The 20,584-nt window shown below is 47.9% G+C and carries 16 protein-coding genes, 10 tRNA genes, 2 rRNA genes and 1 pseudogene; 6 read left to right on the top strand and 23 right to left on the bottom strand.

All coding sequences use genetic code 11. The features are described 5' to 3' along the window. The first annotated feature begins 58 nt into the window (after nt 1-58). Entirely contained in the window at nt 59-871 is an 813-nt protein-coding gene (locus tag LDO05_RS05710; protein WP_251377906.1) for a phosphatase PAP2 family protein, read from the top strand. 68 nt (nt 872-939) lie between these two features. Here the strand turns inward: LDO05_RS05710 and yajC are convergent, their stop codons facing one another. The 8 genes from yajC to LDO05_RS05670 all read right to left on the bottom strand — a co-directional run bounded on the left by yajC (nt 940) and on the right by LDO05_RS05670 (nt 8,618). After that, nucleotides 940-1,260, bottom strand: a complete 321-nt coding sequence (gene yajC, locus LDO05_RS05705; protein ID WP_251377905.1) for a preprotein translocase subunit YajC — start codon at nt 1,258-1,260, stop codon at nt 940-942. Nucleotides 1,261-1,297: 37 nt separating this feature from the next. Continuing rightward, nucleotides 1,298-2,443 carry a tRNA guanosine(34) transglycosylase Tgt gene (gene tgt, locus LDO05_RS05700; protein WP_481857021.1) on the bottom strand — a complete coding sequence of 382 codons (1,146 nt, stop codon included), beginning with the start codon at nt 2,441-2,443 and terminating at the stop codon, nt 1,298-1,300. 17 nt (nt 2,444-2,460) lie between these two features. Beyond that, entirely contained in the window at nt 2,461-3,489 is a 1,029-nt protein-coding gene (queA, locus tag LDO05_RS05695; protein ID WP_251377904.1) for a tRNA preQ1(34) S-adenosylmethionine ribosyltransferase-isomerase QueA, read from the bottom strand. A 9-nt stretch (nt 3,490-3,498) separates the two neighbouring features. Continuing rightward, nucleotides 3,499-5,592, bottom strand: coding sequence for a SpoIID/LytB domain-containing protein (locus tag LDO05_RS05690; RefSeq protein WP_251377903.1), 2,094 nt, complete (start codon nt 5,590-5,592; stop codon nt 3,499-3,501). Between the two features lie 41 nt (nt 5,593-5,633). Beyond that, nucleotides 5,634-6,638, bottom strand: a complete 1,005-nt coding sequence (gene ruvB / locus LDO05_RS05685; RefSeq protein ID WP_251378623.1) for a Holliday junction branch migration DNA helicase RuvB — start codon at nt 6,636-6,638, stop codon at nt 5,634-5,636. Nucleotides 6,639-6,668: 30 nt separating this feature from the next. Continuing rightward, nucleotides 6,669-7,286: a Holliday junction branch migration protein RuvA gene (gene ruvA / locus LDO05_RS05680; protein ID WP_251377902.1), complete on the bottom strand. Its 618-nt coding sequence runs from the start codon at nt 7,284-7,286 to the stop codon at nt 6,669-6,671. After that, a complete protein-coding gene (gene ruvC / locus LDO05_RS05675) occupies nt 7,283-7,786 on the bottom strand; it encodes a crossover junction endodeoxyribonuclease RuvC (protein ID WP_251377901.1) in 504 nt (167 codons plus the stop codon). The genes ruvA and ruvC overlap by 4 nt, the downstream gene beginning before the upstream one ends. Before the next feature lie 148 nt (nt 7,787-7,934). Beyond that, nucleotides 7,935-8,618 carry a BofC C-terminal domain-containing protein gene (locus LDO05_RS05670; RefSeq protein WP_251377900.1) on the bottom strand — a complete coding sequence of 228 codons (684 nt, stop codon included), beginning with the start codon at nt 8,616-8,618 and terminating at the stop codon, nt 7,935-7,937. Nucleotides 8,619-8,936: 318 nt separating this feature from the next. On the opposite strand from LDO05_RS05670, the gene LDO05_RS05665 reads away from it, so the two are divergent. Next, nucleotides 8,937-10,178 (top strand): alpha/beta hydrolase family protein, encoded by a 1,242-nt coding sequence (locus tag LDO05_RS05665; RefSeq protein ID WP_251377899.1) that lies wholly within the window; start codon nt 8,937-8,939, stop codon nt 10,176-10,178. A gap of 489 nt (nt 10,179-10,667) precedes the next feature. Beyond that, entirely contained in the window at nt 10,668-11,009 is a 342-nt protein-coding gene (locus LDO05_RS05660; protein ID WP_251377898.1) for a hypothetical protein, read from the top strand. 59 nt (nt 11,010-11,068) lie between these two features. Here LDO05_RS05660 and LDO05_RS05655 read toward each other — a convergent pair whose 3' ends face one another. After that, on the bottom strand, nt 11,069-11,248 hold the full coding sequence (locus tag LDO05_RS05655) for a hypothetical protein (protein ID WP_251377897.1): 180 nt from the start codon (nt 11,246-11,248) through the stop codon (nt 11,069-11,071). Between the two features lie 2 nt (nt 11,249-11,250). Beyond that, nucleotides 11,251-11,814: pseudogene (locus LDO05_RS18960) on the bottom strand (M15 family metallopeptidase); the annotation flags it as partial. 38 nt (nt 11,815-11,852) lie between these two features. Between LDO05_RS18960 and LDO05_RS05645 the strand changes: the two are divergent. From LDO05_RS05645 to LDO05_RS05635, 3 genes are all read left to right on the top strand, one after another. After that, on the top strand, nt 11,853-12,200 hold the full coding sequence (locus LDO05_RS05645) for a restriction endonuclease (RefSeq protein WP_251377896.1): 348 nt from the start codon (nt 11,853-11,855) through the stop codon (nt 12,198-12,200). A gap of 599 nt (nt 12,201-12,799) precedes the next feature. Then, nucleotides 12,800-14,080, top strand: a complete 1,281-nt coding sequence (locus LDO05_RS05640; RefSeq protein WP_251377895.1) for a S1 family peptidase — start codon at nt 12,800-12,802, stop codon at nt 14,078-14,080. Between the two features lie 48 nt (nt 14,081-14,128). Beyond that, nucleotides 14,129-14,710, top strand: a complete 582-nt coding sequence (locus LDO05_RS05635; protein WP_251377894.1) for a hypothetical protein — start codon at nt 14,129-14,131, stop codon at nt 14,708-14,710. A 193-nt stretch (nt 14,711-14,903) separates the two neighbouring features. On the opposite strand, the gene LDO05_RS05630 is transcribed toward LDO05_RS05635, so the two are convergent. The 13 genes from LDO05_RS05630 to LDO05_RS05570 form a co-directional block, all read right to left on the bottom strand. Beyond that, entirely contained in the window at nt 14,904-15,866 is a 963-nt protein-coding gene (locus tag LDO05_RS05630; protein ID WP_251377893.1) for a tyrosine-type recombinase/integrase, read from the bottom strand. Between the two features lie 186 nt (nt 15,867-16,052). Then, nucleotides 16,053-16,131, bottom strand: a tRNA-Leu gene (locus tag LDO05_RS05625). Between the two features lie 20 nt (nt 16,132-16,151). Further along, a tRNA-Arg gene (locus tag LDO05_RS05620) sits at nt 16,152-16,228 on the bottom strand. 6 nt (nt 16,229-16,234) lie between these two features. Continuing rightward, nucleotides 16,235-16,309, bottom strand: a tRNA-Gly gene (locus LDO05_RS05615). A gap of 3 nt (nt 16,310-16,312) precedes the next feature. Continuing rightward, nucleotides 16,313-16,396: transfer RNA gene (locus tag LDO05_RS05610), tRNA-Leu, on the bottom strand. Nucleotides 16,397-16,432: 36 nt separating this feature from the next. Next, nucleotides 16,433-16,508, bottom strand: a tRNA-Lys gene (locus tag LDO05_RS05605). A gap of 19 nt (nt 16,509-16,527) precedes the next feature. Then, a tRNA-Asp gene (locus tag LDO05_RS05600) sits at nt 16,528-16,604 on the bottom strand. 37 nt (nt 16,605-16,641) lie between these two features. Continuing rightward, nucleotides 16,642-16,715 (bottom strand) — tRNA-Met (locus tag LDO05_RS05595). A gap of 14 nt (nt 16,716-16,729) precedes the next feature. Continuing rightward, nucleotides 16,730-16,805: transfer RNA gene (locus LDO05_RS05590), tRNA-Val, on the bottom strand. Nucleotides 16,806-16,947: 142 nt separating this feature from the next. Beyond that, a tRNA-Glu gene (locus LDO05_RS05585) sits at nt 16,948-17,022 on the bottom strand. A gap of 51 nt (nt 17,023-17,073) precedes the next feature. Further along, nucleotides 17,074-17,149, bottom strand: a tRNA-Asn gene (locus LDO05_RS05580). Between the two features lie 12 nt (nt 17,150-17,161). Beyond that, nucleotides 17,162-17,278, bottom strand: a 5S ribosomal RNA gene (gene rrf / locus LDO05_RS05575). Nucleotides 17,279-17,444: 166 nt separating this feature from the next. Further along, nucleotides 17,445-20,372 (bottom strand): 23S ribosomal RNA (locus LDO05_RS05570). Between the last annotated feature and the right edge of the window lie 212 nt (nt 20,373-20,584).

Genomic DNA, 20,584 nt, shown 5'->3' with positions numbered 1-20,584 from the left:
TAAACTGATGTAATGTGTTAAATATAAGGGGGAAAAATCAGCTTTGCTTTATCATTCCATGACAACCGTTTCGCTGTTCACAGCAGGTGTGACTATACTGCTTATCTGGTTTGGCTCCGCGAGGAATCCATTTGTGGCAGCTTACGCGTTCATTCGAGAGCTTTTAACGTCCAGAAAATTCCTGATTTTGTTTGCCTTGATGCTCGGTGTTCTGCTCGTTAACAGTTTCGAGCTTAAATGGGAAGCTGCCTTGGGCGCAACAACCGATTTTACTCCCTGGTTTTTTGCGATAGAAGGACACTTTGTACAGCATTTTCAACAATTCTTCCATGCCCAGTGGATAACTGAAGTCACCGCGTTTTTTTATGTTATTGTTTTTCAGGCACTTCTTATTGCTTCATTAGGCATTTATGCAAGTGGCAAAAATACGGTTTTTGTTCATGCGGTATGTTATACAGTAATTATAAATTATCTCGTGGCCATCCCTTTCTACCTGTACTTCCCTATTAATGAAGTGTGGTCTTATGCTCCTTCAGGCGCACAATTCTATATGTATGAGGTATTCCCTAATTTTGATGCGGCTTACCGGCCACTATCGGGGATTAACAACTGCTTCCCGAGCCTTCATACGTCTATTTCGGTGTCGATGGCTATTCTTGCCGTTCGTTCCGGCAATCGCCGATGGGCGCTTGCAGCCTGTGTGAGTGCTTTTATTATTGTATTTGCTATCTTCTACATGGGTATTCATTGGTTCACGGACATGATCGGAGGTATCGTCTTGGCCGCTATAGCCACAACCCTAGCTGTAAAATGGGCTCAGCGGTCAGCCCAGCCGGCAAGGCTGCCTCTAAACGCGGAATCATCTATATAACGATTGTCCGTAAATAGTGCTGCATCAACAAAAGAGCCTGCTCTAATTAGAGCAGGCTCTTAATGTTATTAGCTGGCAGACCCCGAAGTATCCGCTGTGCTAATGCTGTGGCTGATAGCGCTTCGTTCAAATGTAAGCTTAGTTACATCGTTCACTTTGATCACAACTGTATCATCTGTAAGCTCGGTAATCGTACCGTGCAGACCTCCGATTGTAACGATTCTGTCGCCTTTCTTCAAAGCGCTAAGCATGTTCTTTCTAGTATTCTGCTTCTTCTTCTGCGGACGAATCAACAGGAAGTAGAATACAACAAACATCAGTACAAAAGGAATGATAATGCTGTACAAATCTTGACTTGGCGCTGCGGCCGCGGCTGCATATTGAAACATATATGTTCCCCCCTTTCTTCTCTAGTAAAAATCCCCTTTAGAAGCCTTTGTCGTTGTCTAACAAACCGTACTGTTCGAAGAATTCGTCCCGGAAATCAAGAAGCCGGTCTTCCATGATCGCTTGACGCACATTCTTCATAAGATCGAGCAGGAAGTGCAGATTATGATATGTCGTCAACCGGAGTCCGAAAGTCTCATCCGCCTTAATTAGGTGACGCAGGTAAGCGCGGGAATAATTTCGGCAAGTATAACAGCTGCACTCCGGATCCAAGGGTCCAAAATCATTAGCATACTTCGCATTGCGAACAACAAGCCGTCCCTGACTTGTCATTGTTGTGCCATTACGGGCTATTCTAGTTGGCAGCACACAATCGAACATGTCAATACCCCGAATTGAGCCTTCAATAAGCGCATCCGGAGAGCCGACGCCCATTAGATACCTGGGCTTATTCGCAGGAAGCAGTGGTACGGTGTAGTCCAGCACCTCATACATCAGATGTTTGGGCTCACCTACACTCAGTCCACCAATAGCATACCCCGGAAAATCCAGGGAAGTCAAATCAGCAGCACTCTGTCTTCTCAGATCCTCATACATCCCACCCTGCACAATGGCGAATAGAGCCTGGTCGTGAGGTCTTACATGGCTTTCAAGACACCGCTCAGCCCAACGGGAGGTACGCTCAAGAGACTTCTTTACATACTCATGATCAGCCGGATAAGGAGCACATTCGTCGAACGCCATCATGATATCAGAACCGAGAGCGTTCTGGATCTCCATCGCTACCTCCGGGGATAGGAACAGCTTCTCCCCACTGAGGTGGGAACGGAAATGAACTCCTTCCTCAGTGATCTTCCTCATCTCACTTAAGGAGAAAACCTGGAACCCTCCGCTATCAGTCAGAATAGCCCGGTCCCAGTTCATGAATTTATGGAGTCCGCCAGCTTCACGAATAATCTCATGTCCCGGGCGAAGGAACAGATGGTACGTATTGCTGAGAATAATCTTCGCTTCCATCTCTTTAAGCTCTTCAGGACTCATTGTCTTCACGGTAGCCTGAGTTCCTACAGGCATAAAGGTAGGTGTCTCAATAATCCCATGGGGAGTATGGACCCGGCCCAACCTGGCACCGGATTGCTTACATGTCTTAATATGTTCGTAAGTTACAGCTGCTGTCAATATCATCAACCATCCTCTAAGGCTTAGTAAATAAACATGGCATCCCCGAAGCTGAAGAAACGGTATTTCTTCTCAATCGCTTCCCGGTATGCGTTCAATATATGGTCTCTCCCTGCCAATGCGCTGACCAGCATAACCAGCGTTGATTTAGGAAGATGGAAATTCGTAATCAGAGCGTCGACAAGACTGTATATGTAGCCAGGGTATATAAAAATTTGTGTCCAGCCGCTGCTCTTCACAATGGGGCCGTCACCACAAATCTGACTTACGGTCTCCAGCGTTCTTGCAGAGGTAGTTCCCACGGCAATTACTCTGCCGCCCCGGGCCCGTGTCTCATTTAGAATGTCCGCCGTCTCCTGTGGAAGAATATAATACTCTTCATGCATAACATGGTCTTCAACACGGTCAACCGACATCGGCCGGAATGTTCCAAGTCCCACATGCAGAGTTACAAAGGCAATTGAAATTCCCTTGGCTTGAATCCGTTCCAGAAGCTCCTCTGTAAAGTGAAGGCCTGCAGTAGGAGCTGCAGCAGAGCCCTCATGGCGGGCGTATACCGTCTGGTAGCGTTCTTTATCTTCAAGCGTTTCTTTGATATAAGGGGGAAGCGGCATTTGACCGAGTCGATCCAGGATCTCATTGAATATTCCCTGGTAAGAGAACTTTAGAACCCTCCCGCCTAACTCGCCTTCTTCAATAATTGTTGCCTTAAGTTCATCACCAAATACGATTACGGAGCCTTTTCTTAATCTTTTGCCCGGCTTGACAAGAACTTCCCACTGATCATCACCGAGGCTCTTAAGCAGCAGAACCTCCGCTTTGGCTCCTGTATCTTCCTTCACCCCGAACAACCGGGCTGGAATAACCCGCGTATCATTAAGCACAAGCGTATCACCAGGATTCAAGTAATCCAAAATGTCGGAGAAAACATGATCCTCAGTACTTCCATCCTTCTTATTCAGGGTAAGCAGACGTGAAGACGTCCTCTCAAGCAGAGGAGTCTGGGCTATAAGCTCTTCGGGTAGTTCGAAATCATATAAGTCTACGTTCATGACGCTGCTTCATTCCTTCGTTATAGTCACATTTTGGTAATAGTGCTGCAAAATTGTTCTGTAATCTTTGCCGGCATCAGCCATTCCTTTAGCGCCCCATTGAGACAACCCGATCCCGTGACCGTAGCCACGTCCAGTGAACATGAACGCATTGCTATCATCTACGACCCTGGCTTCACCCGAGCCGCTAAGGACAACCATGTCCCCCCCACTTATACTTTGAGTACCTGATGCGGAGAGAACTTTAGTACCTGCTTGGGCTGTGCCTGTACCCGTCTTATTCCCGGCACCTAGTACAGTATAACTTCCGGTTGCGGTAATATCAAACAGGGTACTTGGCAGGCTGCCGAGCGCGGAACGGTACAGATCCGGGTACTTCACATCAAGGGCTTGTCCGTTCGCCTTCACTTGAATAGCACGACCGGAAGGTCCGCGCTGAGCCACCTCCAGTGATACGATAGGCGAGCTGACGGAGGTTGTCGTTCTCCCTTTGAGAGACTGAATTAACTGATCCGAGGTAAAAGGACCCTTGATCCAGGCGTATTCATTGGACTGATCCACCTTCTCAAGCACAACAGCCTGATCACCAGGGCTCATCTTGGCTACCGCAGTCTCCCCTGATTGTATAACCGGAAGAGCCCTTACATTCGTATCCATCGCTGTTACAGTCAGATAAGGCAGGCCAGCTGGATTCCTGGTTCCCGTAAGCTTTGTATTATCTTCACGGATATAACCGGTCTTGCCATTCGCAAGCTGAACATGATACCACATTTTGAGCCCTGCCTGGGCGGCCTTATCTCCTTCACTTTTTACAGCCTGGTACGTAGCGTCTACATTCTTCCACACTTCAGTAGAATCTGCCGCCATCCCCCCGCTGTTGGAAGAGAACAAGCCTTCGATCAACTTTCCGTTGCTCTTAAGAACTTCACCCGAAGTACTGTCAACCGCCTTTATAATACTGGCCGCTTCTTTCTCAATTCCGTTATACGCCTGACTTAAGGTCGTATCTACAAGTCCCGCTACTTTGAACTTGGCAGTCCCTTGATATAGGGCATACGACCTTGCAGCCACAGCCTGAGCTTTGAGCGCTTCCTGCGGCCAAGATGAATAGACCTCTCCTCCTACTACGGAATAGAGATACTTATCCAAGGGCAGCTCATTTACCACTGCCAGCTGACCGTTCACACGGCTAAGCTCGAAGCCGCCTCTATATTTGCGGGAGGAGCGTTCCACCAGCTGTATACTGCCTGAAGCAGAATCACTGCCTTGAATCCACAGCTCAGCCTTGCTCCCGTTCACCGAGAAGTGCTTGACTGGTAATGGATTGGATAAATTTAAAGTAACATCAGACCGGAGAATGACGCTTGTTCCGCTCTGATTGGCTGGCTGGAGCGCTAGTCCCTGAACCCTTGTAATCAGCTGGGATTCCAATTGGTCGAGTTCTTCAGAAGTAGAAGCATCGCCAACCCATACTTCGTATGTCCCCGGACCGGACAGTACGACTACAGCGTCAGTACCTTGAGATCCAATCCGTTCCCTCAGTTGATCCGCTTCCTGCTGATTTGCAAATGTCCCCGCAGATAGATACAGCCCACCCTTGACCTCCGGAGCAGCCGCTCCGCTCAATCCAAGTGTCTTCGCTGATCTTGCTGCAGCTTTCTGAGCTTCCGAAGCTGAAATATAAGGACCAATGTATATTTGATACATCGTGGCCCCGGATTGATTCATGGAGAAGACCAGTGGTTTGTCGGTAGTGGATTGAAGCTTCTTCGCTGCATCCGCCGCCTTTGTCCAGTCTGAAGTCTCCATCACCTTGACCTTGAACCCATCCAGGCTGAATCTCGCTTTCTCCCCTGCCGCAAGCTTCACCCAAGATCCTCCATCTCCCTTGGGAACAGCCGTCCAGGCCGATGAGGATACAAAGGTTACCGCTGGCACCGTAGATTTATAAGTACTTCCAGCATCCACGAACAAAGCGACACGGACCGTGTCCGTTGTGGATGCCGCATAAGCAGATGATTGCACCATACCGAGTAACAGTACTCCTGCCAGTATGCTTTTTCCTAACTTTAACAGCTTGCTGTTGTTCCGTGATTGCTCCATGGTTATGGTAATCCTCCTCAGCAGTGTGGTCTCCTCAATGATTACAACTTCTCAGGCATTGGCAGTCCAAGATGCGCATAAGCAGCAGCAGTAACCATACGTCCACGCGGGGTCCGTTGGAGAAATCCGATCTGCAGCAGATATGGCTCATATACATCTTCAATCGTCTGGCTCTCTTCCCCTATAGTCGCTGCGATCGTATCCAGTCCAACCGGTCCTCCGCGGAAGCTGGTGATCATCGCTCTCAGCATCTTATGGTCAATCAAGTCGAGCCCCATAGGATCTACTTGCAGCATTCTAAGCGCTTCATTAGCTATCTCCGCCGTAATAATTCCATCTCCACGCACCTGGGCATAATCCCGGACTCTCTTAAGCAGACGGTTAGCAATACGCGGGGTTCCTCTGGATCTGAGGGCAATTTCCTCCGCCGCATTTCCAAGAATCTCGATACTAAGAATATCAGCCCCCCTGCTCACAATATAACTAAGCTGATCCACAGTGTAGAACTCCAAGCGGCTGACCACGCCAAAACGGTCTCTAAGCGGTGCCGACAGCAGTCCCGCACGGGTTGTTGCCCCTATCAGCGTGAAGGGTGGAAGATCCAATCTGACTGAACGGGCACTGGGTCCTTTGCCGATCATAATATCCAGCGCAAAATCCTCCATAGCCGGATACAACACTTCCTCTACGGTCCGGTGGAGACGGTGAATCTCATCGATGAAGAGCACATCCCCTTCCTGCAGGTTCGTCAGCAGGGCAGCAAGATCCCCCGGCCGTTCGATCGCAGGTCCGGACGTGGTCCGAAGGTTCACGCCGAGCTCATTGGCAATAATATTGGCCAAGGTTGTCTTGCCGAGTCCCGGCGGGCCATAGAGCAGAACATGGTCCAGGGCTTCTTTTCTCATCTTGGCCGCTTCAATATATATCTTCAGATTCTCTTTAACTTGATCCTGTCCAATATACTCAGCCAAATATCGGGGACGAAGGCTTAACTCAACCGCCTGATCTTCCATCATCAAATTCGCCGATATAATACGGTCATCCATCATTACTGTACTCCCCCTATCTGTCCGTCCTTATCCCGCATACAGCATTCTGAGAGCTTTCTTCATTACCGAGTCAACTGGCTCGTCCGGCACAATTCCGTCTTTCAGGGTCTGCCATACCTTGTCGAGCTCGGCGTCCGTATAACCTAGCGCTCTCAATCCTTCTTTGGCTTCATGCCAGCCTGTTGAGACCGGATTGAACAGATCGTGCTGCCCGGTATCCACCTGAACGAACAATGGGGTATTCGCAATCCCGTCCAGCTTGTCCTTCAGATCAAGAATAATCCGCTGAGCTGTCTTCTTCCCGATGCCAGGGAGCTTGGTAAGAAAGGTGATGTTCTCTTGATATATCGCCGCTACCACGCTGTCCGGCGTGCCTCCGGCAAGAATACCCAGGGCCACGCGCGGCCCAATTCCTGATACTTCAATCAACTTGCGGAACAGCTTCTGCTCCTCCCTTGTAGGGAAGCCAAATAGAAGAATCGCATCCTCCCGCACATGGTGATGAATATAAGCTGTAACCACATCGTCACTTTTGGCAAAAGCATAAGGATTAGGACAAAACACCCGGTAGCCAATATTCTGCACATCCATAACGACATACTCTGTTTCATAGTGGACAATATGTCCCTTTAAATAATCTATCATGAACGTAATACCTCGTTTATCTTCGAATTTAGTGTGCTGGAATGCGCATGGCAAATAGCTATCGCCAGTGCATCCGCAACGTCATCAGGCTTGGGGACGGCTTGAAGCTTCAGGAAGATTTTGGTCATTTCCTGAACCTGCTTCTTCTCAGCTTTACCATAGCCTACAATGGCCTGCTTCACCTGCATTGGGGTATATTCCCCAATCGGCAGTCCTCTCTGAATGGCAGCCAGCACAAGCACGCCCCTGGCCTGGCTGACTGACATAGCTGTTGTAACATTTCGATTGAAGAACAGCTTCTCCAGCGCCACCGCATCCGGCTTGTACTTGTCCATGAGTTGGCCAATTCCTTCATATACATGCAGCAGACGTTCTTCTTCCGGCGTATTCTTCTCGGTCTGAATACATCCATATTGAACCGGTACACATCTGCTTCCCTGTTTATCAATGAAACCGAAACCGACTATCGCAATTCCGGGGTCTATACCTAAAATACGCAAACGCAATCTCTCCTATAGTTCATAAAGCGAACATATGTATTCACTCTATTATAACAAAAGATAGACGTGTGTAGCGGAAAAAGTTAATATCTGATTCATCTCCAGCACAAAAAAGAGACGTTCATCACGTCTCTTCATTCGGTCAGCATTAATTCAGCTTCATTACCTTCTGCGACGAAGTCGTGGCGTAGTCGCTAAAAGTCGACAATACGCTGTTATACTCCTCAACATCCTCAATCCTGATTCCTTGCTTGAGCTGATACACTACCTCTTTAGGCAGCGCGCTCTCCATGGATTCGATATCCAGTTGGAAAAAGGTGCGCATCACCTTCTCATCCTTGGGTGGTCCTTCAAAAAGACTAAGGTTCCCTTTGGAATCCAGTCCAATATATCCCGACCTCTTACATATGTCAGACAGATCCCGAATGTGATGATCGAACCACACATGCCCCTCTCGGTCTACATGGCCAGTCCAGTCCGGGTGCTTGTTCTGCAGATCGGCTATTTCCTTGCCGTTCAGGTTACCGAGTACCTGACTTTCTTCCCCGCAAGTGTATATTTTATTCAAATGGACGGTTCTGACCCGATCAATATCATTAATGGCTTGTCTAAACTCCTTAGACGGAACTTGCTCAGAAGCCGTCTGGAGGTCTGCCAGAGTCTCAAGAACAGCAGGCTCTTCCCGGGTCATCACAGCCTCTAATTGACCTGAGAGCGGCGTACCCAGCCAAGCCAGCCAAGCCACAATACCGCATGCGGATATCGTCCATATCGCCTTTCTCCATCTTCTCCAGCGTCTCTTGAAGTACTTCTTAATCCGGAAAATATTCACGACAATCCCCTTCTTACAAGCTTTATTTCTTATTGTGGCCTTGGAGTTGACGTAATATACAGCAGGCTCTCTATCGCCTGTAGGGACCCGTTTAAGTACGGTTTATAATCATAGTGCATAATCAAAAGCACATTGCACTGAAGGAGGCATCTTATGCGTGCCCTTGAACTGATTTTGGTTACTCTTAATTTTATCTTTCTTGCTGTCTTACTTGTGCGAACATTCAAAAGAACTTCTCTATCGGTGTCGGTGTGGTTCGCAGCTATTTCTTTAACTGCTGCCTCCCTGCAACTTATGTTCGAAAGTTACAGATGGCAAATGGTTCCCAACTACGTCATTACATTAGTACTGGTCATGATTGCGCTCAATAAGTTATTCCGGGGCAGACATCCACAGTCCAGTGAATCTATTATCCCGGTAACAAGTCATAAGCCGCGGACATTTGGAAAGCTCCTTCTGCTTGTGCTCATTTGTTTGGTCACCTTCCTGCCTCCTCTGGCCCTGCCTGTCTTTCACTTCGAGACACCAACCGGCTCATACGCCGTGGGAACCACTCAGTATCACTGGAAAGACCCCTCACGGAATCGGGGCTTGAATATCCAAGTATGGTATCCGGCCGATCACACCGAGGACGCAGCCCATGCTCCCTATTCACCCGACCTGGGGAATCTAGCTGAGGGCCTCAGTCAGGCCTATGCTATACCCGAATTTTTATTAGATTACATTGGACTTGTTCATACCCCGGCCTATATGAATGTACCTGTTGCTCAGAGGGCAACCAGCTATCCGGTCATTCTATTCTCACACGGATTTCCTGGAGGGCGGTATACGAATACCTTTCAGACCGTGGACCTTGCCAGCCATGGATTTATTGTAGTCTCTGTAGAACATACGGACGGATCATTAACAACCGTGTTCCCAGGAGGTAAATATATTGGTGTTGACCCGAACCTGCCTCATTACGCCGACCTAGCTGCTTGGGACCAGCTAGTCAGCAACATCTGGGTTAAGGATACACAGTTCGTGATTGACAAGCTGGAACAGCTTAATCGGGAGAATTCACAGAGTATGTTTAGAGGGAGATTAGATCTGCAGCGGATCGGAATGTTGGGCCACTCCTTTGGAGGAGCTAATGCAGCCCAAGTCATGCTTACCGACAAACGCGTACAGGCAGCCATCAATATGGATGGAACTTTTTTTGGAACAGGGGATTTAGGCCGCGGCCTGCCGAGACCCTTCTTATTCATGAGCTCTGACCCACCTATTACAAGCAATGATCTGTTGACCAATCCTTCCGACAGCGTGCTTGCTGCAAACGGACTAACACGCGACGAATATAAGGTTCTTCAGCAAATTCCTGTTCGCAAGCAGCAGGCACTTCAGAATGGAGGACAGGAGCTCCTTATTCCTCATGCGGATCATCTCACCTTTAGCGACTTCTATCTTATCTCCCCTGTACTCTCTTGGATGAACGGGCGCTTTGATACCCGAGAGGTTCAACGATCGATTAATGAACAAACCCTCAATTTTTTTGTGAAGCATTTGAACTATAAGGAGTAAGACAAGCAGATTGGTGACTGAACATAGAAAAACTCCAAGGATAATATCCTTGGAGTTCAACTAAATGTATACCGGCGAGAGGACTCGAACCTCCACGGTTTCCCACTCGATTTTGAGTCGAGCGCGTCTGCCATTCCGGAATGATCCTTGCAAGACCGCGGGATTCACGCTGTTTGTACGCGTATTACTCGGTTTTCCGCACACTACTACGGCCAATCATACGTTAAATCCACGGTAATCGAATCGAGCGCGGCTGCGAGTCGAGCGCGCCTCAACGTATGGGTATTATAACGTGATGGCTGGTGAAAACGCAAGTTCACGGAGTGCTTAGCGCGTTAACATATATAATAGAAGAAAAGTGTTTTTAACATTTGAGCTTTGGCCAGGCAGAGTTAAAAGTACATAGGAGATTGCACCTAAGATATATAGGCATTTATTCATACATGTGGTAAAATGTACCTATTAAATTATTAAATAGGGGCGAATTAAATGAAAGGTATTGCTGTAATTTTATATCTTATTGCTGCTGGACTACTGATCTTTGGAATAGTCACTATGTATCACTATGGCGACTATAACTCGGGTTACAACCTCAGCGGTAGTAAGGCAGGTCATATTGTCGGAGGGGACGCGTACAATTATATTATTATCGCCACAAGAGGTGTAGGCTTGATAGTAGCGGCACTCATATCCTCGCTGGTAGCTAGTACAATTTTTATAATTGACGCTATTAAGGGAGCGAAAAGCAGCGTTGAAGGAGTCGCGGAGCGAGTAAATCAGCGCGGTCATGCTATTTTAAATAAACTTAACGAAACGCCAGCTAATACGTAAAACGAAAAAAGGGCGCAGTTCCTCCGGATTCATTCCGAAGAGACTGCGCCCTTTTGTCGTTACTTATTCGTTTCCTTAAACGTACTATACACGCCGCTTCCGATCAACGCGTACGAGACGAGATCAACTACGATCTGCCACGTACCAAAGTCCGGAGCTACTCCGTATTTAACGAGGATCTGATACGCAAGCCCGACGAAAGCAGCGATAAATACCGGATTTGTTAAGCGTTTCTTCACCGTTACGCACCCGCTTTCGTAATCGTTACCGTTTTCGTCTTCGCGTCGTATGTCACGTTAGCCCCAAGCGCCTCGGCTACGGCCCGGATCGGTATGTACGTAATACCGCAGTCCACTACGCCGTCCGCGATTTTCTTGCCGCCCACCTTAACGGTTACAAGTTCGTCTTTCTTCACGTCCGCGTCCTCCTCTTTTGTTATGCGCTGAATAGCCGCGTCAAGATGCGCCTTTAATGGACGCTTGCCTGCGCGGTAGTCAGCGGTAGACAGTCCGAATGTCATTTCGAAGTGCGGTAGGTCCGTAAATGTGCGCCAATCGCCGCCCCACGCCCAGCCGATCCGCTTCGCATCCGCAACTACTTCGTCCCAGTCCGCAACACCGTCGCCATCCCCGTCCCTCTTCGTATCCCAAGACACGGACTTTCCGTCCGGTAGTAGCAACGCAAAGTCGATCGCAATACCGAAGTTGTGATACGAGTAGCCTCCACGAGCATTCGTGACAATAGCGCCAGGCTTCGTCCGTCCCTTCGCGTATAGACCGTCCTGATCCGCAATTGTTCGGAGCCCTGCGTCTTAAACGATCGGGCATAGCGGAAATTGATAGGATGGACGGCGTTGATTTTGAGAAATATCTCGGCCACTTGTTCCGATCGCAAGGTTATAAGGCCGAAGTGACGCAGGCGTCAGGGGACTACGGGGCTGACTTGGTTTTATCGAAGGATGGAAAGCGAGTTGTCGTTCAGGCCAAGCGCTACAGTAAGAACGTGGGGCTGAAAGCCGTCCAGGAAGTTCACGGAGCTATTGCGCACTACCGCGCTACGGCCGGGTGGGTCGTAACCAACCGCGACTACACGGACCAGGCGTATAAACTTGCGAAATCCAACGGCGTCCGGCTTATCGGTAGGGACGAACTGGTCGAAATGCTACTGCAGATGCGGGAAAGACAGCCGTAGCTAAACAGAAAACTAGCGTATAAATAAACGCCTACGAGTTATCCGCTGAAGTAATAGCGGTAACGATCGGAGGCGGACGTGGTTTGGTGCAAAGGATGTTTACGCTATTTTTGATATTCTTAACAATCAAGACGCATTAAAGCAACTGCATGCAGACGAAAAGGGAGTAGTTTTAAGCGATACGTATACTAAAATTCTCGTTCGTATTAGCAGATGCTAGATCGCTAAATGGTACGAGCTACTTCTCCCACCCTTTTTCCCCGAAGAACTTGAATCACGTGACCCATCCCGTATACTTCCCTTGTATCGACGTTTGACCTGCGGACAATTTAGACAAATACGCTTAATTCTTACTTCAAATACAATAAAAGATTCGACAAATCTAGAAACGTTTGGTTTCTACTATGTGTAAGAGGGTTAATATTTCACATGTACCATAATCATCCAGTAGATATATTACTTTTTATATTATATTCTTTTTCGTGGGTCTTAATCCAACAAATGTAAAGGAGACGAATTAATGCTTAAACGTAAGTTGATTTATGCCTTTTTAGGTTTTTTTTGTAATTTCAGTTCTTGTTTTTAATCCTGTTAAGCAAGTGGAGGCTACAGCTAGCAGCGATGCGGAGATTCAAAAAATAATTGATTTTCAAAAGGAAGTCATTCCTGTAATTGATTCTGCTCTATCAAAACAGTTCCCTAAACGAATAGCTCTTTCAGATACTGAGACTACTTTAGGGGTTGACTCAGAACTGCTTAAAAATCAAGCGGAGTACTACTTTGATAACTCAGATACTCAAAATCTTAAAGTTGTTTTTTTAGTTAGCAAGGAAGAAAAGAAGGAAATAAAAGCTGTTCGTAAAGAACTTGAAGAAAAACTCGGAGTAAAAGTAAAATTTAAAATAGCAAAGAAAGACCCGGAGACTCTACATGAGTTGCCCGAGGCCATAGCCAAATACTTAGATAGTCAATCATATAAAGGATCGTATGCTATCGGTTATGATGTACCAAATGAGGATATCAATATAAGAGCTGATCTAACAGATAATCAAATCTCAGCACTAAAGGAGAAATTCGGAGCCGATTCGTTAGATATCAAAAAGGAGAAAGTTGAAAATATACCATTGTATGCAAGAGACTATCCTTTCAGTAGTTTAGGGGGAGGGCAGGCCATTTATATTAAGGGAGCCGGGTGTACCTCTGGTTATATAGCTACAAAAAATAATCAAGCATATATGGTAACGGCCGGCCATTGTGTTAATAGTGGAGCATCGAGTGCAATAATTGAGGGAAATTTCTCTGACGGGTGGGCTACTCTAGGATACGAGCATTGGAGTGGATATAACGCTACTTCAAAATATGACTTAGGTCTTATCCGACTTACGAATACTAGTTTTAATGTTACGAGCAGATTTTATACTAAAAACAACGGAAGTGGAGCAATCGACGGACAATTAAGGCCATTTATTACAGTGGGTGACAGTGGAATAAAAGCGGGCTTAGTCATTAATAAATCAGGCGCAAATACAGGTATAACAAGTGCTACAGTTAGCGAAGCGGACTCGATAGTGAAATATAGTGATAGTAGCTTCTATCACAAAGTGATTTATGCAAATGTATTAAGTGGATACCTTATTAACGGAACTACTCAAGTTTTTGCGGGATCAGGTGATAGTGGAGCTACAGTATACAGAGCTTCTGATTATGCTTTGGTAGGTGTAGTTTCTGGTGCCACACAGGATTACGTATCTGGTGGTACATATTATGGGAAAGTTGGACACATAACCCCGGCTTGGTACGCGACCACGTTGCTTGGTAGTACATTTTATCAATATAATAAGACATACGATACAAGCATATCTAATTTGCAAGGTCAGTAGTATAGTTTCCGCAACTTAGGATAATGTGTTTAACAAGGAGGCGTTTATATGCGGAAACCTACCGCTATCATATTAGCTTTGAGCGTAGCTGCTGTTGTATTAGGCTCGGTTAGCTTTACAGTACAAAATGCTACAGCCAAAGAACCGAAGAAGAATGAATCACAGATGTTAATCACTTTTCAAAGAGAAGTTATCCCTATTGTTGAAGAGACCATTAAAAAAGTATATAGCGATAAACCGAACTTGTTTAGTAAACAAGGGGAATACTATTTTGACAATACAGATAAAAATAATCCAAAAGTTGTTTTCTTGATATATAAAGAGAATGCTTTAGAATTACAATCTGTCTTGAGTACTCTTAAAGAGAAACTTGCAAATAAGATAACAATAAAAAAGGCAAAATATAATCCCGAGACGCTTCGTAATCTTGTACCTAAAGTGGCTGACTACGTTGGCTCTATAAGTAGTGAAAGCTCATCGAATTCAATATCATTTAGCGCGCCTAGTGAAAAAATTATAATTAGAGGTGACTTTTCAGATAAGCAGGTCGCTGACATAAAAAAAAGGTTCGGGGAAGTTATAAACGTTATTCAGAGTAAAACTAAAAATATCCCTTTAAGTAATAATTAAAATTTATTAAAGTCCAGCCTGAGGATTACCAACAAGAAGGACTTCCTCATTGTTTATAGCTATTCGAGCATAAAAAGTATATTTTTCTAGAGTAGTACTTACGGTATTACCGACCGCCATCGTGCGGTCTTTTTTCGTTTAAAAACGTATCTAGAGCAAAAATCGCCCAATCCCGAAGGACTGAGCGTTAGGATTAATACATCTTCTCAAGCGGGCTAAACTTACGGTGTTGGTCACGTACTTCGTTGCTAAACATATTAACATACGTCCGTACTTGATCTAACGTTGCGTGGCCCAACACCGCCTGCAGCGCAAACACGTCTGCTCCGTTCTGTACGGACATCTTGGCAAAAGTGTGCCTCAGCGTATGTGGCGAACAACGCACGCCTGTAATGCCCGCTCTGCGTCCGTAGAATGCTATTTGTTCCTGAATTTGGCGGACAGTCAGCGGCGTATTGTCGATCGTAACGAATAACGTGTCGTGATCGAGACTACCTCTCAGCGTAAGATACTTACCTAATTCTTTGCGCATGACCGACTGAAACGGTACTAGCCGCTGCTTATATCCCTTACCGTCGATCTTAATTACGCCATCGCGCCAGTTTATGTCCGAAATTTTAATATCGCTTAACTCTCGAACCCGGACACCTGTCTCCGAAAAAAGCATCATGATTACACGGTCACGGACCCCTACGAACGTCTTCTGGTCCGGTTGAGCGATAAGTAGGCGTAATTGGTCCGGAGTGAACGTACTGACTACCGTTCTCTTCTGCTTTATAAGCGTCATTTTATGCATAGGGCTTTGTAGCAAGTAGCCCTCCCATACAAGGAAATTGAACATCGCTCGGAGCGCTCGAAGAACGCAGTTAATTGACGTCTCTTTCTGTCCGTTCTCCATCATGTACAGTATAACGTTCTCTTTTAAGATATCTTCCGTTAATTTGCCCGGATCAGTTGAGATATGTTGCTCCTCAAGTGCCTTCCTAAACACGTTAAACTCACGCCGATAAAAAGCAAGCGTATGCTTACTTATATTGCGTATCTTCCCGTCTCGCAAAAATAAATGCGCCGCACTATCGAAATCATCAACGACATAAAGCGGCTGAGCTTGCGGTGTTAAGTCCTCAAAGGTTAATGCGTTTTTTCTACGTGCCATTCCAATACAACACCCTCCGTTAAGTATCGCTGAGGCTGCCGAATCGACTCGCGTAATCGATTTTAGTCGAGCGCGGTTCCTGTGGATAAGTGCGTAATATCAATGCGCATTATTAAAACGCAAAAAGCCGATCAGACATAGCGTCCAATCAGCGTTTAAATCCCCGTCAATCTTGCGTTTTTTTTATACCGGCGAGAGGACTCGAACCTCCACGGTTTCCCACTCGATTTTGAGTCGAGCGCGTCTGCCATTCCGCCACGCCGGCATATGAGATTAAAGTAAAAATGGCGCGCCCTAAGAGATTCGAACTCCTGACCTTTTGATTCGTAGTCAAACGCTCTATCCAGCTGAGCTAAGGGCGCAAAATATGGAGCGGACGACGGGAATCGAACCCGCGACCCTCGCCTTGGCAAGGCGATGCTCTACCGCTGAGCCACGTCCGCAAATGGTGCGCGTGGAGGGACTTGAACCCCCACGTCAAAGACGCTAGATCCTAAGTCTAGTGCGTCTGCCAATTCCGCCACACGCGCACAAGTAACACTGTTCACCCTGATATTCAAGGTAAATGGTGAGCCATGAAGGACTCGAACCTTCGACACCCTGATTAAAAGTCAGGTGCTCTACCAACTGAGCTAATGGCTCTTAATAATAAGAACTATAATGGCGGAGCCGACGGGATTCGAACCCGCGGTCTCCTGCGTGACAGGCAGGCATGTTAGGCCTCTACACCACGGCTCCACACTTTAGTGAATCCCATATTATTAATTGGGATTAATTGCGGGGGCAGGATTTGAACCTGCGGCCTTCGGGTTATGAGCCCGACGAGCTACCGGGCTGCTCCACCCCGCGTCAGTAGTACAATATGGTGGAGGCTGAGGGGATCGAACCCCCGACCCTCTGCTTGTAAGGCAGATGCTCTCCCAGCTGAGCTAAGCCTCCATAAATCAAGCTGTTTAATGAAAGTGGTGACCCGTAGGGGATACTCGTTCTTCAAACGAGACTGCGATGTATTCCTACCGAAGCCTATGCTTCGACGAACCCTGATGGGTTCTCATCCCCACATGAAGCTGTTTAATGAAAGTGGTGACCCGTAGGGGATTCGAACCCCTGTTACCTCCGTGAAAGGGAGGTGTCTTAACCCCTTGACCAACGGGCCATAATAAAATCCAAGCTGATAATGAGATCAGCCTGGACTAATCTGTGTGAATGGCTCCCCGAACAGGACTCGAACCTGTGACAACTCGATTAACAGTCGAGTGCTCTACCAACTGAGCTATCAGGGAATAAAATTAATCGCTTGGCGGCGTCCTACTCTCCCAGGACCCTGCGGTCCAAGTACCATCGGCGCTGGAGGGCTTAACGGTCGTGTTCGGGATGGGTACGCGTGGAACCCCTCCGCCATCGCCACCAAACATGATTTTTCGAAGCTTTCGCTTCTCGAAATCGCTGCGAGAAAATATCTGGCCTTAATAAAAACCCACATCTTCTCCTCAGGCTTGATCACCTGAAAACTAGATACGAAACGAATTGTGCGTGTTAGATTGTGTCACTTCCGAAGTTACACTTCGTGAAGCTGTGTTGGATAAGCCCTCGACCGATTAGTACTGGTCAGCTCCATGCATTGCTGCACTTCCACCCCCAGCCTATCTACCTCGTCGTCTTCAAGGGGTCTTACTAATTGGGAAATCTCATCTTGAGGGGGGCTTCACGCTTAGATGCTTTCAGCGCTTATCCCTTCCGCACGTAGCTACCCAGCTGTGCTCCTGGCGGAACAACTGGTGCACCAGCGGTGCGTCCATCCCGGTCCTCTCGTACTAAGGACAGCTCCTCTCAAATTTCCTACGCCCACGACAGATAGGGACCGAACTGTCTCACGACGTTCTGAACCCAGCTCGCGTACCGCTTTAATGGGCGAACAGCCCAACCCTTGGGACCTACTTCAGCCCCAGGATGCGATGAGCCGACATCGAGGTGCCAAACCTCCCCGTCGATGTGGACTCTTGGGGGAGATAAGCCTGTTATCCCCAGGGTAGCTTTTATCCGTTGAGCGATGGCCCTTCCATGCGGTACCACCGGATCACTAAGCCCGACTTTCGTCCCTGCTCGACTTGTCAGTCTCGCAGTCAAGCTCCCTTATGCCTTTGCACTCTTCGAATGATTTCCAACCATTCTGAGGGAACCTTGGGGCGCCTCCGTTACTCTTTAGGAGGCGACCGCCCCAGTCAAACTGCCCACCTGACACTGTCCCCATACCGGTTCACGGTACCAGGTTAGAACTCCGATACGATCAGGGTGGTATCCCAACGTTGCCTCTACCGAAGCTGGCGCTCCGGCTTCCTAGGCTCCCACCTATCCTGTACAAATCGTACCCAAGTCCAATATCAAGCTGCAGTAAAGCTCCATGGGGTCTTTCCGTCTTGTCGCGGGTAACCTGCATCTTCACAGGTATTAAAATTTCACCGGATCTCTCGTTGAGACAGCGCCCAAGTCGTTACGCCATTCGTGCGGGTCAGAATTTACCTGACAAGGAATTTCGCTACCTTAGGACCGTTATAGTTACGGCCGCCGTTTACTGGGGCTTCGGTTCATAGCTTCGGGTTACCCCTAACCACTCCCCTTAACCTTCCAGCACCGGGCAGGCGTCAGCCCGTATACTTCGCCTTACGGCTTCGCACAGACCTGTGTTTTTGCTAAACAGTCGCTTGGGCCTTTTCACTGCGGCCCCCTCGTGCTATTCACACTACCGGGGCACCCCTTCTCCCGAAGTTACGGGGTCATTTTGCCGAGTTCCTTAACGAGAGTTCTTCCGCGCGCCTTAGAATTCTCTTCTCGCCTACCTGTGTCGGTTTGCGGTACGGGCACCTTCTCCTGACTAGAGGCTTTTCTTGGCAGTGTGAGATCATGACCTTCGCTACTGTAATTTTCGCTCCCCATCACAGCCCAGCCTTACGGTGTGCGGATTTGCCTACACACCAGCCTCACTGCTTGGACGGACATCCATCAGTCCGCGTCACTACCCTGCTGCGTCACCCCATCGCTCATAACGGATTACGGTGGTACAGGAATCTGGGCCTGTTGTCCTTCGACTACGCCTTTCGGCCTCGCCTTAGGTCCCGACTTACCCTGAGCGGACGAACCTTCCTCAGGAACCCTTAGGCTTTCGGCGGATCAGATTCTCACTGATCTTTTCGTTACTCATACCGGCATTCTCACTTGTATGCTGTCCAGCGCTCCTTACGGTACACCTTCAACCTACATACAACGCTCCCCTACCCCTGATGCAAAGCATCAAGCCATAGCTTCGGTGGTGTGTTTAGCCCCGTTACATTTTCGGCGCAGAGTCACTCGACCAGTGAGCTATTACGCACTCTTTAAATGGTGGCTGCTTCTAAGCCAACATCCTGGTTGTCTGTGCAACTCCACATCCTTTCCCACTTAACACACACTTGGGGACCTTAGCTGATGGTCTGGGCTGTTTCCCTTTTGACAATGGATCTTAGCACTCACTGTCTGACTCCCGGACAGAAGTTGATGGCATTCGGAGTTTGACTGAGCTTGGTAACCCTTGGCGGGCCCCGCACCCAATCAGTGCTCTACCTCCATAACTCTTAATTCCGAGGCTAGCCCTAAAGCTATTTCGGGGAGAACCAGCTATCTCCGAGTTCGATTGGAATTTCTCCGCTACCCCCACCTCATCCCCGCATTTTTCAACATACGTGGGTTCGGGCCTCCAGTGCGTGTTACCGCACCTTCACCCTGGACAGGGGTAGATCACACGGTTTCGGGTCTACGTCCACGTACTCAAGTCGCCCTATTCAGACTCGCTTTCGCTGCGGCTACGGCTTTTCACCTTAACCTTGCACGGGAACGTAACTCGCCGGTTCATTCTACAAAAGGCACGCCATCACCCCTAGATCGGGCTCTGACTTCTTGTAAGCACACGGTTTCAGGATCTATTTCACTCCCCTTCCGGGGTGCTTTTCACCTTTCCCTCACGGTACTGCTTCACTATCGGTCGCTAGGGAGTATTTAGCCTTAGCAGATGGTCCTGCTGGATTCATACGGGGTTTCACGTGCCCCGCACTACTCGGGATCCGTCTCGGAGGGATTAGACTTTCGGTTACAGGGCTTTTACCTCTTCTAGCGGGCCTTTCCAGACCTCTTCGCCTACCCTAATCCTTTGTAACTCCATGTGAGACGTCCCACAACCCCAAGGGGCAAGCCCCTTGGTTTAGGCTGTTCCGCGTTCGCTCGCCGCTACTGACGGAATCACTCTTGTTTTCTCTTCCTCAGGGTACTTAGATGTTTCAGTTCCCCTGGTCTGCCTCTTCGCAACCTATGTATTCAGTTACGAGTGACTGCGAATTACCACAGCCGGGTTTCCCCATTCGGACATCCCCGGATCAAAGCTTGCTTACAGCTCCCCGAGGCCGTTTCGTTGTTCGCCACGTCCTTCTTCGGCTCCTAGCGCCTAGGCATCCTCCGTGTGCTCTTAGTAGCTTAACCATATGCTCCGGGGGTTCATTTTTGGGCTCTGTTGCACAGATCGCAAAGGATCCCAAAAACGAAAACCCCTTCGCGCTACCTTAGATACTTCACTTGTTTGCACAAGTTCAGCTTAAAGGAATTCTAATTTACGCAAATTCGTTTCGTTATCTAGTTTTCAAGGATCAAGTTCCGTACCTTACGGCCGGAAGATTATCATATCAAATCCATGT

The sequence above is a fragment of the Paenibacillus sp. YPG26 genome, assembly GCF_023704175.1.
In the GTDB taxonomy this organism is placed as follows: Bacteria; Bacillota; Bacilli; order Paenibacillales; family Paenibacillaceae; genus Fontibacillus.
This window is presented reverse-complemented; position numbering and strand designations above follow the sequence as displayed.

What these genes read in the sequence shown, in the direction of transcription:
- ruvB (WP_251378623.1), bottom strand. Translation starts at nt 6,638, where the DNA reads ATGGATGACCGTATTATATCGGCGAATTTGATGATGGAAGATCAGGCG.
- LDO05_RS05630 (WP_251377893.1), bottom strand. Translation starts at nt 15,866, where the DNA reads ATGGCACGTAGAAAAAACGCATTAACCTTTGAGGACTTAACACCGCAA.
- yajC (WP_251377905.1), bottom strand. Translation starts at nt 1,260, where the DNA reads ATGTTTCAATATGCAGCCGCGGCCGCAGCGCCAAGTCAAGATTTGTAC.
- LDO05_RS05710 (WP_251377906.1), top strand. Translation starts at nt 59, where the DNA reads ATGACAACCGTTTCGCTGTTCACAGCAGGTGTGACTATACTGCTTATC.
- LDO05_RS05635 (WP_251377894.1), top strand. Translation starts at nt 14,129, where the DNA reads ATGCGGAAACCTACCGCTATCATATTAGCTTTGAGCGTAGCTGCTGTT.
- LDO05_RS05690 (WP_251377903.1), bottom strand. Translation starts at nt 5,592, where the DNA reads ATGGAGCAATCACGGAACAACAGCAAGCTGTTAAAGTTAGGAAAAAGC.
- LDO05_RS05665 (WP_251377899.1), top strand. Translation starts at nt 8,937, where the DNA reads ATGGTTCCCAACTACGTCATTACATTAGTACTGGTCATGATTGCGCTC.
- ruvA (WP_251377902.1), bottom strand. Translation starts at nt 7,286, where the DNA reads ATGATAGATTATTTAAAGGGACATATTGTCCACTATGAAACAGAGTAT.
- LDO05_RS05660 (WP_251377898.1), top strand. Translation starts at nt 10,668, where the DNA reads ATGAAAGGTATTGCTGTAATTTTATATCTTATTGCTGCTGGACTACTG.
- LDO05_RS05645 (WP_251377896.1), top strand. Translation starts at nt 11,853, where the DNA reads ATGGACGGCGTTGATTTTGAGAAATATCTCGGCCACTTGTTCCGATCG.
- queA (WP_251377904.1), bottom strand. Translation starts at nt 3,489, where the DNA reads ATGAACGTAGACTTATATGATTTCGAACTACCCGAAGAGCTTATAGCC.
- tgt (WP_481857021.1), bottom strand. Translation starts at nt 2,443, where the DNA reads ATGATATTGACAGCAGCTGTAACTTACGAACATATTAAGACATGTAAG.